At 62.9% G+C, this 17241-nt stretch carries 15 protein-coding genes; 4 read left to right on the top strand and 11 right to left on the bottom strand.

Translation table 11 applies throughout. The annotated features are described in order from the left end of the window. Positions 1-2: 2 nt before the first annotated feature. From ACK4FH_RS00480 to ACK4FH_RS00460, 5 genes are all read right to left on the bottom strand, one after another. A complete protein-coding gene (locus ACK4FH_RS00480; RefSeq protein WP_409810065.1) occupies positions 3-2102 on the bottom strand; it encodes a S9 family peptidase in 2100 nt (699 codons plus the stop codon). 11 nt (positions 2103-2113) lie between these two features. Further along, on the bottom strand, positions 2114-2518 hold the full coding sequence (gene msrB / locus ACK4FH_RS00475) for a peptide-methionine (R)-S-oxide reductase MsrB (protein WP_409810062.1): 405 nt from the start codon (positions 2516-2518) through the stop codon (positions 2114-2116). Positions 2519-2602: 84 nt separating this feature from the next. Then, positions 2603-3055, bottom strand: a complete 453-nt coding sequence (locus ACK4FH_RS00470) for a MaoC family dehydratase (protein WP_409810059.1) — start codon at positions 3053-3055, stop codon at positions 2603-2605. Between the two features lie 116 nt (positions 3056-3171). Next, a complete protein-coding gene (locus tag ACK4FH_RS00465; RefSeq protein WP_409810056.1) occupies positions 3172-3663 on the bottom strand; it encodes an OmpA family protein in 492 nt (163 codons plus the stop codon). 125 nt (positions 3664-3788) lie between these two features. Continuing rightward, complete coding sequence (locus tag ACK4FH_RS00460; protein WP_409810053.1) at positions 3789-5354, bottom strand: AMP-binding protein; 1566 nt, start codon at positions 5352-5354, stop codon at positions 3789-3791. A gap of 246 nt (positions 5355-5600) precedes the next feature. On the opposite strand from ACK4FH_RS00460, the gene ACK4FH_RS00455 reads away from it, so the two are divergent. Further along, complete coding sequence (locus ACK4FH_RS00455) at positions 5601-6506, top strand: crotonase/enoyl-CoA hydratase family protein (protein ID WP_409810051.1); 906 nt, start codon at positions 5601-5603, stop codon at positions 6504-6506. A gap of 35 nt (positions 6507-6541) precedes the next feature. On the opposite strand, the gene ACK4FH_RS00450 is transcribed toward ACK4FH_RS00455, so the two are convergent. Beyond that, positions 6542-7783 (bottom strand): MFS transporter, encoded by a 1242-nt coding sequence (locus ACK4FH_RS00450; protein ID WP_409810048.1) that lies wholly within the window; start codon positions 7781-7783, stop codon positions 6542-6544. A gap of 215 nt (positions 7784-7998) precedes the next feature. Between ACK4FH_RS00450 and ACK4FH_RS00445 the strand changes: the two genes are divergently transcribed. Continuing rightward, on the top strand, positions 7999-9498 hold the full coding sequence (locus tag ACK4FH_RS00445; protein ID WP_409810045.1) for a flavin-containing monooxygenase: 1500 nt from the start codon (positions 7999-8001) through the stop codon (positions 9496-9498). A gap of 52 nt (positions 9499-9550) precedes the next feature. On the opposite strand, the gene ACK4FH_RS00440 is transcribed toward ACK4FH_RS00445, so the two are convergent. The 3 genes from ACK4FH_RS00440 to ACK4FH_RS00430 are packed head-to-tail and all read right to left on the bottom strand — an operon-like array spanning position 9551 to position 12795. After that, entirely contained in the window at positions 9551-10804 is a 1254-nt protein-coding gene (locus ACK4FH_RS00440) for an MFS transporter (RefSeq protein ID WP_409810043.1), read from the bottom strand. A gap of 58 nt (positions 10805-10862) precedes the next feature. After that, a complete protein-coding gene (locus tag ACK4FH_RS00435) occupies positions 10863-11531 on the bottom strand; it encodes an NAD(P)H-binding protein (RefSeq protein WP_409810041.1) in 669 nt (222 codons plus the stop codon). A gap of 43 nt (positions 11532-11574) precedes the next feature. After that, entirely contained in the window at positions 11575-12795 is a 1221-nt protein-coding gene (locus ACK4FH_RS00430; protein ID WP_409810038.1) for a citrate/2-methylcitrate synthase, read from the bottom strand. Positions 12796-12911: 116 nt separating this feature from the next. On the opposite strand from ACK4FH_RS00430, the gene ACK4FH_RS00425 reads away from it, so the two are divergent. Further along, positions 12912-14033 carry a citrate synthase/methylcitrate synthase gene (locus ACK4FH_RS00425; protein ID WP_409810035.1) on the top strand — a complete coding sequence of 374 codons (1122 nt, stop codon included), beginning with the start codon at positions 12912-12914 and terminating at the stop codon, positions 14031-14033. Between the two features lie 67 nt (positions 14034-14100). Beyond that, entirely contained in the window at positions 14101-15249 is a 1149-nt protein-coding gene (locus ACK4FH_RS00420; RefSeq protein ID WP_409810032.1) for an alpha/beta hydrolase family protein, read from the top strand. A gap of 158 nt (positions 15250-15407) precedes the next feature. Here ACK4FH_RS00420 and ACK4FH_RS00415 read toward each other — a convergent pair whose 3' ends face one another. Beyond that, positions 15408-16175, bottom strand: coding sequence for an ABC transporter permease (locus ACK4FH_RS00415; RefSeq protein WP_409810029.1), 768 nt, complete (start codon positions 16173-16175; stop codon positions 15408-15410). Beyond that, the gene (locus tag ACK4FH_RS00410; protein ID WP_409810026.1) at positions 16172-17107 is read right to left on the bottom strand and encodes an ABC transporter ATP-binding protein; all 936 of its coding nucleotides are present in this window, start codon (positions 17105-17107) and stop codon (positions 16172-16174) included. The genes ACK4FH_RS00415 and ACK4FH_RS00410 overlap by 4 nt, the downstream gene beginning before the upstream one ends. Positions 17108-17241: the final 134 nt, after the last annotated feature.

Raw genomic sequence — 17241 nt, 5'->3', positions numbered from 1 at the left:
GGTCAGGCTTTTTCCGTGACGGCCAGCGCAAAGGCATAGACGCGGGCGACTTCCTTCAGCCGCTCGAAGCGGCCGGACGCGCCGCCATGACCCGCATCCATGTTGATATGGAGGAGCGTCACGCCGTCATTCGTGCGCGCCTCGCGGAGCTTCGCCACCCATTTCGCGGGCTCCCAATAGGTCACGCGCGGATCGGTGAGGCCGCCCAGCGCGAAGATATGCGGATAGGCCTGAGGCCGCACATTGTCGTAAGGCGAGTAGGAGGCCATGTATTCATAGGCCGCGCGGGATTCGATCGGATTGCCCCACTCGTTCCATTCTGGCGGCGTCAGTGGCAGCGATGCATCGAGGATCGTCGCCAGCACATCCACAAAGGGCACTTCGGCGATGATACCCTTGAACAGGTCCGGCGCCATATTGGCGGCGGCGCCCATCAGCATGCCGCCTGCGCTGCCGCCCTGCGCCACAATGTTCCCGTGCGAGGTAAATCCCTGTTTTGCGAGATGTTCTCCCGCGGCAATGAAGTCGGTGAAGGTGTTGCGCTTCTTGAGCCGCTTGCCATCCGTGTACCAGCGATAGCCCTTCTCCTTGCCGCCGCGAATATGCGCGATCGCATAGACGAAGCCGCGATCGACGAGCGAAAGGCATGTCGTGGAGAAGGACGCGGGAATACTGATGCCGTAGGAGCCATAGCCATAAAGCAGGCAGGGCGCGCTGCCATCCATTGCTAGGCCCTTGCGGTGGACGAGCGACACCGGCACTTCTTCGCCATCCGCCGCCGTTGCGAAGATGCGCCGCGTCACATAGTCCGCCGGGTTGTGCCCTGACGGCACTTCCTGCCGCTTGCGCAGCACGCGCTCGCGCGTTTCGAGGTCATAGTCGTAAACCTCCGCCGGCGTCGTCATCGAGCTGTAGGAGAAGCGCATCCGCGCCGTCTCATATTCATAGCCCGCGCCCATGTTGAGGTCATAGGCCTCTTCGGCGAAGGCGATTTCGTGTTCCACTCCATCCGAAAGACGCCGCACGACGATGCGCGGCAATCCGCCCTGCCGTTCGAGCCGGATGTGATGATCGCGGAAGGCGACATGATTGAGGATCAGTATGCCCGGCCTGTGCGGAATTACGTCGCGCCAGTTCTCGCGCCTTGGCGCATCTTCCGGCGCTTCCACAATCCTGAAATCCTCGGCACCATCCGCATTCGTAAGGATGAGGAAGCGGTTGCGCGCGGCGTCATGTTCGAGATCGTATTCGGCGCCATCCTCGCGCGGTGCAACGAGACACGGCGGCGTCTCCGGCGCGACCGCCGGAATCAACCAGCATTCGCTCGTCTGGTGGTCATGCGAGGAAATGACGAGCCACTTGCCGCTCTGCGTCTTTCCCACGCCAACGAAAAAGCCTTCGTCCCTTTCCTCATAGACGAGCATGTCGTCCGATGCGGGCGTGCCGACGACATGCCGAAAGACTTTCAGCGGGCGGTGTTCGTCATCGACCTGCGTGTAGAGAAAGCTCTTGCCCGCCGCATCCCAGGCAATGCCGGGCGATGTGTCCGGCACCTCGTCCGCGAGATCCTTCCCCGTATCCAGATCGCGGATGCGGACGGAGAAATATTCGGAGCCCTTGCGGTCAGACGACCAGGCAAGCAGCCGGTGGTCCGGTGAATGGTCCACATCGCCGATCTTGAAATAGGCCTCGCCCTCGGCCTCCTTGTTGGCGTCGAGAAGCACCGTCTCGCCGCTTTCCGCGTCGCGCGGGCGGCGGCAGAAAAGCGGATGCTGTGCGCCTTCGAGAAAGCGCGTGAAATAGGCGAATGGGCCATCCGGCGATGGAACGGAACTATCGTCTTCCTTGATCCGGCCCTTCATCTCCTTGAACAGCGTCTCGCGGAGTTGGGCGAGCGGCGTAAGGGCTTCTTCCGTATAGGCATTCTCGGCTTCGAGATAGGCGCGGATGTCACGGTCGAGCGCATCGGGATTGCGCATCACCTCGCGCCAGTTTTCGTCGCGCAGCCACGCATAGTCGTCCACGCGCGTGATGCCGTGATGCGTGTCCGGCTGCGGCCTCTTTTCGGCGCGCGGCGCGGAAGCGGGGGGCGTGAGTTTCATGGAGGGGGCTGTCAGCCGGCGTCGGGCTTGAAGTCGAGCGCGTGGCCATTGGTGCAGTAGCGCAGCCCCGTCGGCTTCGGCCCGTCCGGGAAGACATGGCCGAGATGGGCGTCGCATTTCGCGCAGAGGATTTCGATGCGCCGCATGCCGTGGCTCGTGTCTTCCTTCGTGGCGATGACACCGGGGCCGATCGCATCGAAGAAGCTTGGCCAGCCGGAGCCGCTCTCATATTTCGTGTCGGAGCGGAAAAGCTCGGAGCCGCAGCAGACGCAGACGAACGTGCCCTCCCGCTTCTCGTCGAGCCAGGGGCCGGTGAAGGGCCGCTCCGTCGCCGAGCAGCGCGTAATCGCATATTGCTCCGGCGTCAGGTTGCTGCGCCACTCATTATCGTCTTTCACGATCTTGTGGTCGGCCATTGTCGTCTTCCGTATCGGTGTCCGTTGCGAAAGATATGGGAAGGGCGCACCGCACAGGCAAGCCGCGCGGCGCGCCCTGTCGCCTTATTCGAAGATCAGGCTGATCGTTTCGGCGATCATGGCCGGGCGTTCCTGGCCTTCGATCTCCATCGTCACTTCATTGATGACCTGCATGCCGCCAGCCTTCGGCGCCGCATCCTTCAGCTTCACGCGGCAGCGAACGCGGCTGCCCACGGGCACCATGTTGGTGAAGCGTACCGAATTCGAGCCGTAATTGATGCCGCGCGTCGCGCTCTTCACACCGCTGATCTTGCCCATGAGATAGGGCAGCAGCGACAGCGTGAGGTAGCCATGGGCGATCGTACCGATGCCGAGTTCCTTCTTGGTGCGCTCGGGGTCGATATGGATCCACTGATGGTCGCCCGTCGCATCGGCGAACTTGTTAACGCGGTCCTGGTCGATCAGAACCCACTCGCTGACGCCGATCTCATTGCCTTTTTCGGCAACGTAGTCTGCAACCGTATCGAATACACGCATTCGGCTCTCCCCTTGGGTGATTGTCGTCTGGTCCGGCCCCGTGGGAGCCTGTTCGGACGGCACGTTAGCGGGCGATCAAGCGCCCGCCAAGCCCGGAAGAGCCCCGGGACCCCGCCTCAGCGCGAAAGCCGGATGCGGACCCGGCGGTCTTCCTTCGCATCCCAGGTCAGCGTTTCCTGCAGCCAGCCCCAGGCCTCGCCCTCGGCCACGATGACGATCTTGGAGCGCGGCCAGCCGGCAGCCACGAATTCATCCGCCACATTCTGGGCGCGGCGGTGGGAAAGGCGGATATTCCCCTGCTGGTCGCCGATCTTGCTGGCCTTGCCGAACAGGCAGATCTGGCCTGCCTTCTGGCCCTCGGCGAGCCGTACGATGCGTTTGAAGTCGCTCTTGTATTTGGCGTCGACGACGCTCGAATTGCTGTCGAAATAGATATAGTAATTGCGGTCGAAGACCTTGTTCGACTTGCCGAGATTGCGGCAGCCATGCCCCTGCATGTGCATTTCGGAGGTCTGGGCGAGCGCGATCTCGCCGCCTGCGAAAATCGCCGCGAACATGCCCGCCGCCACCACGAAAGCCCATTTCAGGCCGCGCGTCTTCCTGCCCATCTCTGCCTCCTGTGAGTGAATCACCCTAAACTATCACAAGTGCGGCAGCTCTCCCCGAAAACCGGCACAAAACGAAACGGGCGCCCTGCGGGACGCCCGTTCCTGTCGCCATGCCGGACACGCCCTCAGACGATCTTGCTGTCCTTGTTGCCCCAGTAGCGGTCGCGGATGAGGCGCTTATAGAGCTTGCCGGTCGGATGGCGCGGCAGTTCCTCCTCGAAGTCGATCGAGCGCGGGCATTTGATCGCAGAGAGCTGGCTCTTGCAGAACTCCATCAGCTCCGCCTCGAGCGCGGGGCCGGCATCCGCCCAGTTCGCGGGCTGCACCACCGCCTTCACTTCCTCGCCGAAATCCTCGTTCGGCACGCCGATCACCGCGACGTCGGCGACCGCCGGATGCATCACGAGAATGTTCTCGGCTTCCTGCGGATAGATGTTCACGCCGCCCGAAATGATCATGAAGGCCTTGCGGTCGGTGAGGTAGAGATAGCCGTCCTCGTCCACCTTGCCGATATCGCCGAGCGTCGACCAGTGCTTGTGCTTCGGGTGCCGGCTTTCCTGGGTCTTCTTCGGGTCGTTGTAATACTGGAACTGCGGTGCGTTCGGGTCTTCCGCCTCGAAATAGATCGTGCCCGCTTCGCCGACGGGAAGCTCGTTGCCTTCCTCGTCGCAGATATGGAGCTTGCCGAGCAGCGGCTTGCCGACAGAACCCTTGTGCGCCAGCCACTCTTCGGAGTTGAGCGCGCAGAAGCCATTGCCTTCCGAGCCTGCGTAATATTCGAAGATCACCGGGCCCCACCAGTCGATCATCTGCTCCTTCACGGGGATGGGGCAGGGCGCGGCGGCATGGATCGCGACCTTGAGCGACGACACATCGTATTTCCTGCGCACGTCTTCCGGCATTTTCAGCATGCGCACGAACATGGTCGGCACCCACTGGCTATGGGTGATCTTGTGCTTCTCGATCGCCTTCAGCGCCTCTTCGGGATCGAAATGCTCCATCACGATCACCGTGCCGCCGAGCCGGTTCACCGTCATGCAATAGCGCAGCGGCGCAGCGTGATAGAGCGGCGCGGGGGAGAGATAGCGCATGTTCTCGTCCATGCCGTAGAGGAACTGCGCCAGCATGGTGAGGCTCGCCACCTCGTCGATGGCGCCGCCCGACAGCGGAATGCGGATGCCCTTCGGCCGGCCCGTCGTGCCCGACGAATAAAGCATGTCCATGCCAGCCGTCTCGTCGGCAATGCGCGTCTTCGGCATGGCGTCACGCGCCGCCTCGTAGTCCTCATAGCCTTCGACGCTGCCGCCGATCGCGAACTTGCGCTGGACGCCGGGCAGGTGATTGCCGGTCACAAGTTCGCGCGCCGTCTTTTCGAGCGCCTTAGAGGTGAAGAACATCTTCGCCCCGCAATCGGCAGCGATATATTCGATCTCGCCTGCCGTCAGCCGCGAGGAAATGCAGGTGAAATAGAGGCCCGAACGCTGCGCCGCCCAGCAGATTTCGAAGTAGCGCGCATTGTTTTCCATGAAGATGGCGATGGCATCGCCCGGCTTCAGGCCGCCAGCGCGGAAAAGCTGCGCCACCTGGTTCGAGCGTTCGTCGAGCTCCTTGTAGCTCACCGTCTCGCCCGTCGCGGCCATGATATAGGCCGGCTTGTCGGGGTTGGTTTGCGCATGTGTGGAAGGATGCATGTCTGGTCGTCTCCCGGCATCGGCTGAAAGGCGGCGCTTGCGCTCCACCCGGATTTCGCTTTTCTGCGAGTCCATTGTTATATCTGGGCCCGGGATTTTCGGGCCGCTTGGCGCAAAGACACCGCAAGATGACGGTTACGTCAACTTACTTTGGCGCGAAAGGAAAGTTGACGCAGCGGCAAAGGCAAAGGCCCGGCAAAGAGGCAGAAGAATTCAGCTGAATGCCATCAACAGGGAGAATAATGAATGGCCTACGAGACGATCAAATATGAGGTGAAGGACAATATCCTGACCCTCACGCTGCACCGCCCGGACAAGCTCAATGCCTTCACCGGCCAGATGATGTTCGAAATGATCGACGCCTTCGACAAGGCGGATGCGGATGACAATGTCCGCGCGATCATCGTCACGGGCGAAGGCCGCGCCTTCTGCGCCGGCGCGGACCTCTCGGCCGGCGCCAAGACATTCGACTATGCCGAACGCGAGGACCGTCCCGAAAAGGCGAACACGCCGGTCATGGCAAATGGCGAGATCGACTGGAGCCATGAAAGCGTGCGCGATGGCGGCGGCCGCCTGACGCTGCGCATCTTCGAAAGCCTGAAGCCCGTCATCGGCGCCATCAACGGTGCGGCCGTTGGCGTCGGCGTCACCATGCAACTGCCGATGGATATTCGCCTCGCCTCCGAGAATGCGAAGTTCGGCTTCGTCTTCGCGCGGCGCGGAATCGTGCCGGAAGCCTGCTCGAGCTACTTCCTGCCGCGTGTCGTCGGTATCAGCCAGGCGCTGGAATGGACCTATTCGGGCCGCGTCTTCGGTGCGGAAGAGGCGCTGAAGGGCGGTCTCGTCCGCTCGATCCACAAGGCGGAAGACCTGCTTCCCGCCGCGCGCGAACTGGCGAGGGAAATCGCCGACCACACGGCCGCGGTGTCGGTCTCGCTCACGCGCCAGATGCTCTGGCGCATGCTCGGCGCGGACCATCCGATGGAAGCGCACAAGATCGACAGCCGCGCCATCTATGCGCGCGGCGCCAGCGCCGACGCGAAGGAAGGCGTCATGTCCTTCCTCGAAAAGCGCCCGGCGACCTATCCCTGCAAGGTGTCGCAGGACATGCCGTCCTTCTACCCCTGGTGGGAAGAACGCAAATACAGCTGAGGCCGGAAGGCTTTGGAGAAACGGAAGCCTCGCCCTCAGGGCGAGGCTTTTTTCTGTGGTGCTTCGAGCCGCCAGAGCGGCGTGAAGAAATAGATCGCCGCCCAGAGGAAGATCATCAGCCCGCAGGGCACGAGCACCGCGTCGATCGGGCCGATGGCGGCGATGACAAAGCCGATCAGCACGGCGCCGATCGGCCCGCCGCCCATCGTGCCGAGATTGAAGCCCGCCAGCATCCGTGCGCGAAGCGCGTCCGACGCGCTTTCCTGCACGATGGCGCGCGACTGGCTCATGGAAACGCCGGCGGCCAGCCCCCAGCCATGCGCGAGCAGGAACAGGCCCCAGATCGGCGGATGGAAATGGACGAGCACCATTACGACGGAGCCTGTGCACATGGCGAGCATGATGGCGCGGCCCTGCCGCCGGATCGGCTTCATGCGCGACTGCACGAAGGATGAAATCCCGATCCCGCCGAAGAAGGACATGAAGATGAAGCTGATCTCGCGCGATCCGCCCTGATAGACGTCGCGGATGAGCAGCGGGAAGAGCACCATGAAGACACCCATGAAAAGGATGCCGGAAAAGAACATCAAGAGCAGCACGGGGCGGATACGATCGTGCTGCCAGACGGCGGCAAGCCCTTCCTTTACATCGCGCAGCGGCGATTTCTTCTGGCTGGCGCGGGGCTGCGGCGGCGCAGGCGCAAGCCGCGATGTCGCAAAGGCGCCGAAGGCAAGAAGCGAACTCTGCAGAATGAGAAGCGGCCAGGCGCCGATATATTCCGCCGGGCTGCCCAGCGCATAGCCGCCGACCTGGCCGAGAAACTGCCCGCTCATGGCAAGCGCCACCGCGCGCTGGAAATTGCCGCCAAGGCTGTTCATCGCAACGCGCGACAGCATGGAGTCGCGCGCGGGCATGATGTAACCGGCAAGTGTCGACAGCGTCACGGCATATAGCAGCATGATCCAGTAGCTGACGATGCCGTTATAGACCAGCATGGCGAGGATGAGCGGCGGCAACACGCCAATTGACTGTAGCCGCATCAGATGGCCGCGAAGCTCCGCCCGGTCCGCTGCCGCGCCGCCGAACATGCCGATGAGCAGCATGGGCAGCATCGAAAACATCTGCGCAATGCCGACGCGTTCCGAGCTTTCATGCAGCACGAAGGCAATGATCCAGGGAAACAGCACCCCCTGGATGCCGCCGGCAAGGAAATAGCCCCACAAGCCGGCCATGTACCAGCGGTGGTCGGCGCGGTGATCGCGGACCGGCGATGTCATTCACGAATCCCTGAAAACGCGAATATTGGTTCGGGAACCTTACTACACCCACCCTGCCAAAACCAAAAATGGCAGGTTCCGGGCCGGGCCTGTTGGAGGGAACCGCTACTTACCAACTTGTAAATAAAAAAGAGTGCATTCCGGCCCGCAAGCGGCTAGAGAAGGGTCAGAGAAATTCCATTATCCCCTGCGTCACGCTGGAGCTTTGTTGGCCCATGACGAATGAACATTTCGACGTGCTGATCGTCGGCGCCGGTCTGTCCGGCATTGGCGCTGCCTTTCATCTTCAGAAGAACTGCCCCGGCAAGACATATGCGATCCTGGAAGGCCGGGACAGCATCGGCGGCACCTGGGATCTTTTCCGTTATCCCGGCATCCGCTCGGACTCCGACATGTACACGCTCGGCTATTCCTTCAAACCCTGGACGGAGGCGAAGGCGATCGCCGACGGGCCTTCGATCCTGAAATATGTCCGCGAGACGGCAGCCGACAACGGTATCGACCGCCATATCCGCTTCGGCCATATGGTGAAGCATGCAAGCTGGTCGAGCGAGGATGCTGTCTGGACCGTGGATACAGAGCGCGGCGCGGCAAAGGAGCCCGTGCGCCTCACCGCGAATTTCATCTTCATGTGCAGCGGCTACTACGATTACGAGAAGGGCTACACACCTGACTTCGCAGGTGTGGAGAGCTTCATGGGCAGTCTCGTTCACCCGCAGAAGTGGCCGGAAGACCTCGACTATGCCGGCAAGCGCGTTGTGGTGATCGGCTCCGGCGCAACGGCGGTCACGCTGGTGCCGGAAATGGCGGCGGACGCCGCCCATGTCACCATGCTACAGCGGACGCCGACTTATGTCGTCTCGCGCCCGGCGGAAGACGGCGTCGCGAACTGGCTGCGCCGCAATCTGCCCGCAAAAGTCGCTTACGGCATCACGCGCTGGAAGAACGTGCTTCTCGGCATGTTCTTCTACAATCTGAGCCGCCGGAAACCTGAAAAGGTGAAGCAGATGATCCTGCGCGGCGTGCGCGAGCAGCTCGGGCCGGACTATGACGTGAAGACGCATTTCACGCCGCCCTACAATCCCTGGGACCAGCGCCTCTGCCTCGTACCGAATGGCGACCTTTTCGATGCGATCAAGCAGGGCCGTGCATCGGTCGTCACTGATCATATAGAGCGCTTCACCGAAAAGGGCATCCTGCTCAAGTCCGGCCAGGAACTCGAAGCCGATATCGTGGTAACGGCGACCGGCCTCAACCTGAAGGTGCTTGGCGGTATCGAACTCCATGTCGACGGCAAGCACATCAATTTTGCCGACACGATGAGCTACAAGGGCATGATGTATAGCGGTGTGCCGAACTTTGCTTCGGCCTTCGGCTACACCAATGCTTCCTGGACGCTGAAATGCGATCTCACCTGCGAATATGTCTGCCGTCTTCTCAACCACATGGATGAGACGGGCACGAAGCAGGCGACGCCGCGTCTCAACGACCCGGACGTGAAGGAAGAACCCTGGCTCGATTTCTCGTCCGGCTATGTGCAGCGTTCGGTCGACAAATTCCCGAAGCAGGGCTCGAAAAAGCCTTGGAAGCTCTATCAGAATTACGCGCTCGACATCATGGCGCTGAAATTCGGCGAGGTCGAAGACGGCGCGATGGAGTTCTCGAAGCCCGCGAAGAAGGCGGAGAGCCGCGAGCCGGAGCGGCTGGCAAGCTGATTGCTCCTGCGGAAGAATTGAACGGACCGGCGGTCGAACGCCGGCCCGTTTTTCATTCCGCTTCCGCGCGATAGCTCCAGATCGGTGTGAAAAGATAGAGCAGCCCCAGCACACCGATCATGATGGTGGCGGGCACCAGCACGGCGTCGAAAATGCCGAGCCAGCCGACAAGCAATCCCATCATCAGCGCGCCAAGCGGCGCACCGCCCGAGAAACCGAGCTGATAGGCGGCAAGCACACGGCCGAGATGATTGCCCGAGGCGGCGGTCTGCACGATGGTGCGGCCCATGGTCATCGTGGTGCCGGCGCCGATGCCCCACCAGAAAACGAGCAGGCAGATCGCCCAGAACGGCACCGGAAAATGGAACAGCGCCAGAATGATGAGGCCGCTTGTAAGCGATCCCATCATCACCCGTCCGCGATGATGGATATGGCCGATCCGCAAGAGCGCGATATTCGCGACGATTGTGCCGCCCCAGAAGCAGATATTGATGATCGAGAAGAACAGGGTGAACTGTCCGTCGCTCGTCGCATAGATTTCGCGGATCATCAGAGGCAGCACGACAAGAAAGCTGCCGACATAAAAGAGGCCGACCGCGAAATTGAGAACGATGACGGTGGCGACGATAGGTTGTGCGGCAGCCGTCTTGATGCCGTCGACGATTTGCGCGTAGCGGCTGGCGGTCGCGACATTGGTGGGCGGAAGCGGCGTGAGTTTTGCCGAGGCCCAGAGCCCCGTCAGCATGACGAATGCCTGAAACAGCAGCAGCGCGGGCGTGCCGGTGATCGCGGCCATCGCGGCAAACAGCATGCCGACAAGCTGCGAGCCCATCTGCACGCCCATCGCCATGGTGACGGCCTGCTGGATGCCCGTTTCTGCAACGCGCGTGAGCGCGCTGTCGCGGGCCGGAATGGCGAAGGCGCCGAGTGTGCCCATCACCAGCGCGTAGACGATGAGGACCGGATAGGTCAGCCCGTCATAAAGGAAGATGCCGGCCAGCACGAGCGGCGGCAGCGTCGCGATCATGTGAACGCGGATGAGGATGCGCCGTGCATCGCCATGATCGGCGACTGTGCCGCCAAGCAGCATGAAGAAGAGAGCGGGCGCCATCAGCGACATCTGCGCAATGCCGACGCGCGACGGCGACTCGTTCAGCACCTGCGTCACGAGATAGGGGAAAATGACGAACTGGATACCAAGGCTGATGAACCAGCTTGCCTGTCCGCCGAGATAGAGGTTGAGCCGCTGCCGCCGGGCCGCAGCGATTTCGGCCGGTTCCGGCGTTGCCGCCGCTTCTGCGGTCATTGGGGGGTGCCTCCGGGATATCAATTCTTTTTTGGAACTCTATCACAGGAGATCGAAATCAAACCCCTGCAAATCGCATCATCGCATCATGGGTGTGGATATGGGCGCCCGCTCCCCCGGAAAGCGCGGCGCCTTTCATGGCGCGCGCCACCGTCTCTCCCTTTATCGAGCGGTAGGCGCGAAGCGGCCCGAGCATCAACGGGTTGAGGAAGGGCGTCAGCGCCGCGCCGATCTCCTCGCCCCTGCGCTTTTCCTTGCGCTCTCCGAGAAGCAGACCGGGCCGGAAGATATGCATGGATTCGAAGCCGATGGAGCGGATGGCGCGCTCGGTCTCGCCCTTCACCTGCGCATAGAAGATCGGGGAATTCGCATCCGCCCCCATCGACGAGACGAGGAGGAAGCGTTTGGCGCCAGCCGCCTTCGCTGCACGCGCGAAGGCGGCAATGTAGTCGTGATCGACCTTGCGGAATGCTTCCTGGCTGCCCGCCGCCTTGATCGTGGTGCCGAGCGCACAAAAGGCGTCATCGGCGGCAATACCTGAAAGGGCTGAATCCAGCGCATCGAAATCCGAAATGATCGTCTGAAGTTTTGCCGAGGCGATGCCTTGCAATGGGCGGCGCGAGAGTGCCACCACTTTCTCATAGGCCGGATCTGCGAGAAGCAGCGGTACGAGATGTCCGCCGATCAATCCCGTCGCGCCTGCAACAAGTGCCGTTCTTCCGCTCATGATGCCCTCCCCGAAACCTGTGGTGCGAAGACTAGCATGCGCGTCAGCGCGGCGCCTCGCCGGTATAGCGCGCACGCGGGCGGATCATCAGCCCCGTGCGATATTGTTCCATTGCATGGCCGATCCATCCGGCGGTGCGCCCCAGCACGAAGATGCTGAGGCCCGCGCCGCGCGGCAGATGCAGCACCGCGCCCACTGTTGCAATGGCAAAATCGATATTGGGCTTGAGCCCGCCCGCTTCGGCCATCACACGGATGACGCGCTCGGCACGCGCAAAATTCGCATCGTCTCCGTACTTTTCCTTTGTCATGGCGAGCAGCGCCTTCGCGCGCGGATCTCCATCCGGATAGAGCGGATGGCCGAAGCCCGGCACCGGATCATTGTCCTTCAGCCGCTGCACCACGGCGTCTTCCACATCGAGCCGGTTCGCCATGTCGAGCAACAAACCTTCCACGCGGCCCGAAAGCCCGCCATGCCTAGGGCCTTGCGCCGCGCATATTCCCGCTTGCACGGCGGCATAAAGCGTCGCCCCCGTGCCTGCCACGCAGCGCACGGTGAAGGCCGACGCATTCAGCTCGTGATCGGCGGAGAGAACAAGCGCCGTGCGGATGAGTTCGGCGGCCGGCCGCTCACCCTGCGTCAGCGCGCGGGTGAGAACCTCATGCACCGGCTTGTCGCTCGGGGCTTCACCCGCGATCACGGCGGCCACATAGCGCAGCAGCCGCGCGCCCGTCGCGGCAAGCCCGCGATCCGTCATGTTGTAGACGGCCGCATCTTCGAGCGCCGCCTGCGGCAGGAGCGACAGGCACCGCTCGATCCGCGGCACACGAGACAGCGAGGCGGCAAGCTCGGCCAGCCGCTCGGACGGGTGGAAAACCGCATCCTTTGTGAAGGGCTGCACATCGCGGCAGCCCCAGAGCAGCGCCGCCACCTGCTCAAGGCTCGAATTCTTCGCAAGCGCTGTCGCATCCGAGCCGCGATAGTGGAGCCGCCCGTCGGCAATCAGTGTGATCGCTGAATCGAGCACCGGCTGTCCGAAGCTCAGCGTCCCCGGCGCCGCGCCCGCCTCCTGCGCCTCCGCCGAGCGCCGCCGCTTCAACGCCCGCACATCCTCTGCCCGGTATCGCTTCGCCCGGCTGTCCGGCACAGGCTCGGAGCGGATCAGGTCGCGGCTGACATAGGCGTAGAGCGTCGGCAGCGAGATGCCGAGCTCCGCTGCGGCCTCGCGAGCGGTCAGGTAGAGGCTTTCGGGCGCGTCGGGCATGAGCGGTCTTTCTATATATTGATTATCTTAATCAAGATTGACCAGCAATCAACCCATCTCCAGCTTTGAGGTCAAGGGCCCGCCTTCCGGGCCGAAGCGAGCAAAGGAGTGAGATGATGAGTGCCAATCCCCGTCCCGCCAGCGCCAGCGGCCTCGACAATGTGGTGGCTGCCGAAACCCGCCTGAGCCATGTCGATGGCGAGGCCGGCCGCTTGATCGTCGCGGGCCATGAAGTGGAGGAACTCGCCGCGAGCCACGATTTCGAGGGCGCGGCATCGGCCCTCTGGGCGGCGGCGGGGCTCGACCCGGCGCCCTCGGCGGATGAGGTCCGATCGCGTCTCGGCCGGGCGCGAGGCGCGGCCTTCGCGCTCGTGCCTGGTCTTCTGTCGCTCGGCGGCAGCCGCAGCATCATCGAAGGGCTCCGCACCGGCCTGTCGCTTCTGGGCGATGAGGCGGGCGAGGGCGCCGAACCCGACCACATCCGCCTTGCGGGCGCGGCCGCAGTCTTCACGGCAGCCCTCTGCCGCGCGGCGGAGGGCAAGGCCCCCGTCGCACCGGATGCGAAGGCGGGTCACGCCGAAGATTTCCTCCATATGTTGAGAGGCGCGCCCGCCAGCGCCGCCGAAGTGGAAGCGCTCAACGCCTATATGGTCACGGTCGCCGACCACGGCATGAATGCCTCCACCTTCACCGCCCGAGTCATTGCCGCCACGCGCGCAGGCGCCGTCTCGGCCATCGTCGGCGCGCTCTGCGCGCTCAAGGGCCCGCTTCATGGCGGCGCGCCCGGCCCCGTGCTCGACATGCTGGACGAGATCGGCACCAGCGAGAATATCGGACCCTGGCTTGAAAAGGCGCTCGCATCCGGCGAAAGGCTGATGGGCTTCGGTCATCGCGTCTACAAGGTGCGCGACCCTCGCGCCAATGTCTTCAACAAGGCGGTGACGATCCTGACCAATGGCAATCATCGCGTCCGCTTCGCGCGCGAGGTGGAAGTGGCGGCACTTGCCGCGCTCCGAAAGGCAAAGCCCGGCCAGCGCCTCGACACCAATATGGAGTATTACACCGCCGTGCTGCTCGAGGCGCTCGGCATCCCGCGCGATGCCGTCACCAGCGTCTTCGCCATGGCGCGCATCGCCGGCTGGACCGCGCATGTGATGGAGCAGGAACGCGTCGGCCGCCTCATCCGCCCGCAGTCGGTCTATGTCGGCGATTGGCCGGAAGAGCACGCGGCGGCATAATCCGCCTTGTACCCCTTGCCCGTACCCCCGATAGTCCTCTGACGGAGGAATATCGGGGGAGGAGCCTGTGACCATTCGTGCGTGGATCGCGGCGGCTGCGGTGCTGCTGGCAGGCTATGGCACGCCGCCGCCCGTCGAGGCACCGCCCGGCATCGAACTGACGCCGCTCAAGACCTATTCCCGCATCGAAAGCTGGATATTGCTGAGGCTCGCGGGGCTCGGCGGCGTGCCCGTCGCCCATGCGGTGGACACCTACCGCATCGCCTATCCGGTCGAACTGGAAAATGGCGATCATGTCATGGCAAGCGGACTTCTCGCCCTGCCGCGCGGCACGACGCCGAAGCGCATCGTGAGTTTCCATCACGGCACGTCGACCAGCCGCGAGGCCGTTCCCTCCCGCCTCGATGTGACGGGCGCCGCCGCTTCGATCCTCTTCGCGGGCAATGGCTACATGTTGCTCGCGCCGGATTATCTCGGCCTTGGCGACAGCATGCGCATCCACGGCTATTACGTGACGCCGGAGCATGTTGCAGCGGTAACGGCGCTCATAGCCGCCGCGCGGCAATTGCCGGACGCGCCGGGCACACCTGTCTTTCTAAGCGGCTTCTCGCAAGGCGGCCACGTCACGCTCGCCGCCCAGCGCGACATGGAGGCGAGGGGAGAAGCGGTGCTAGCCGCCGCGCCCGTCGCCGCTGCACTCGACATACGCAACGTTTCGCTCGCCGCCGCGATGAAGGGCGGCGCGCCTTCGCACTCGCTTTATCTCTCGTATCTCGCCTGGAGCCACGCGCATCACTATGCCCATCCGCTCGAGACGGCGCTGACAGCGGACCATGCAGCCCTTGTCGAAAGGCTCTTTGGCACACCGCATGAGCCGGACGAGATCGTCGCCGCGCTGCCCGAGAACCCGCGCGAGATGTTCACGCCGGAATTTCTCGCGGCCTTCGATGAAGGCGGCTCGCACTGGCTGCTCGATACGATTGCGGCGGCGGGCCTCACCGGCTGGACGCCGCAAGCGCCGGTGCGACTCTACTACGGCGCAGCGGATGCCGACGTCGTGCCGGAAGAGGCCACCCATGCGAAGGAAGATTTCCGCTCGCGCGGCGCGGATGCGACAGCGGTCAATGTCGGCGATGCCGGCCACGAGGAGTCGATGCTCCGCGCGGCGCCGCTGATTTTCGCATGGTTGAAGGAGCTGGAGGCCACGGCGCGTTGAAGCATGCCAAAGCCATATCTAGCCAACATCGTCATTGCCGGGCTTGACCCCGCAATCCAGGGCGGCAAGGCAGGGAGCAAATATCCCTGGATGCCCGGATCAAGTCCGGGCATGACACAATTGGGTTTGACGAGCGTCGTCTGAAACGTGACGAAACCTCACACCTTCAGCCGATACCCCGTCCTGAAGATGTACCAGATGATCGCCGTGCAGAGCGCGAGGAAGCCCAGAATGGCGATCACGCTCAGTTCCACGCCGACATCGGACGAGCCGTAGAAGCTCCAGCGGAAGCCCGACACGAGATAGACCACCGGATTGAACAGCGTCACCGTCTGCCAGAAGGGCGGCAGCATGGTGATCGAATAGAAGCTGCCGCCGAGAAAGGTAAGCGGCATGACGATCAGCAGCGGCACCACCTGCAGCCGCTCGAAACTGTCCGCCCAGATGCCCAGAATGAACCCGAACATCGAGAAGGTGAGTGCGGTCAGCACGAGAAACGCCGCCATCCAGAACGGATGCTGTATTTCGTAGTCCACGAAGAAGCGCGCGGTGATGAGAATGAGTACGCCAAGGATGAGCGACTTCGTCGCCGCCGCGCCGACATAGGCGATCACGGTTTCGACGGCGGAAATCGGCGCCGAGAGGATTTCGTAGATCGTACCGGAGTATTTCGGCATGTAGATACCGAAGGACGCATTGGAAATGCTCTCGGTCAGAAGCGAAAGCATGATAAGGCCCGGAATGATGAAGGCGCCATAGGAAATGCCGTCCACTTCCTGGATACGCGAGCCGATTGCCGCGCCGAACACCACGAAATAGAGCGATGTCGAGATCACCGGCGAGATGATGCTCTGCATCAGCGTGCGGAAGGTGCGCGCCATCTCGAAAACATAGATTGCGCGAATGGCGTGAAAGTTGAGCGTCATGCGCGCGCCCTCACCAGATTGACGAAGATTTCCTCGAGCGAGCTTTCCCGCGTCCGCAGGTCGCGGAAGTCGATGCCGTTTTCACCGAGCGCTTTCAGGAGTTCGGGAATGCCGCTCTCTTCCGCCCGCGCGTCGAAACTGTAGACGAGCGTATGCCCGCCATCGGCGAGTTCGAGCGGCCGCCCGGCAAGCGCTGTGGGAATAGCCTCAAGCGGCGATTGGAGATGAACCGAAAGTTCCTTGCGCCCCAGCTGCTTCATCAGCCGGTTCTTTTCCTCCACCAGCACCAGCTCGCCATGATTGATGACGCCGATCCGGTCCGCCATCTCCTCGGCTTCTTCGATGTAATGCGTGGTCAGGATGATGGTGACGCCGCTTTCGCGCAGCCGCCGCACCATCTCCCACATGTCGCGGCGAAGCTCCACATCGACCCCCGCCGTCGGCTCGTCGAGAAACAGGATCTTCGGCTCATGCGCCAGCGCCTTGGCGATCATCACCCGGCGCTTCATGCCGCCCGAAAGTTCCATCACGCGGTTGTCGCGCTTTTCCCAGAGCGACAGATCGCGCAGCACCTTTTCGATATGCGCGTCGTCGCGCTTCCTGCCGAACAGCCCGCGGCTGAACTTCACGGTCGCCATCACGCTTTCGAAGGATTCGACGGTGAGTTCCTGCGGTACGAGACCGATCAGCGAACGCGCCGCTCGGAAGTCGCGGATGATGTCGTGGCCGGACACGCGGACACTCCCCGCGCTCGGATTGACGATGCCGCAGACGATGCTGATGAGCGTCGTCTTGCCGGCGCCGTTCGGCCCGAGCAGCGCGAAGATTTCGCCGGAATGAATATCAAGATCGACGCCTTTCAGCGCCTGGAAGCCGTCGGGATAGGTTTTGGCGAGGCCACGAACCTCGATCGCGGGAACAGGTACATGCATCGGAATTATGGGTCCGGCGGGGAAGCGGAAATGCGGGTCACGACCATATGGGGATGGTTGGTTTGAATTAAACCCTTTTTGGGGGCGGGAAAATGATTCTTTTCGCAAGGGCGGGGCGGCAGGGCGCCGGGTCT

Origin of the sequence: Parvibaculum sp. (assembly GCF_046297875.1) — a bacterium.
In the GTDB taxonomy this organism is placed as follows: Bacteria; Pseudomonadota; Alphaproteobacteria; order Parvibaculales; family Parvibaculaceae; genus Parvibaculum.
Note: the sequence above shows the minus strand (reverse complement) of the source record. Positions and strands in the feature narration are given on the sequence as shown.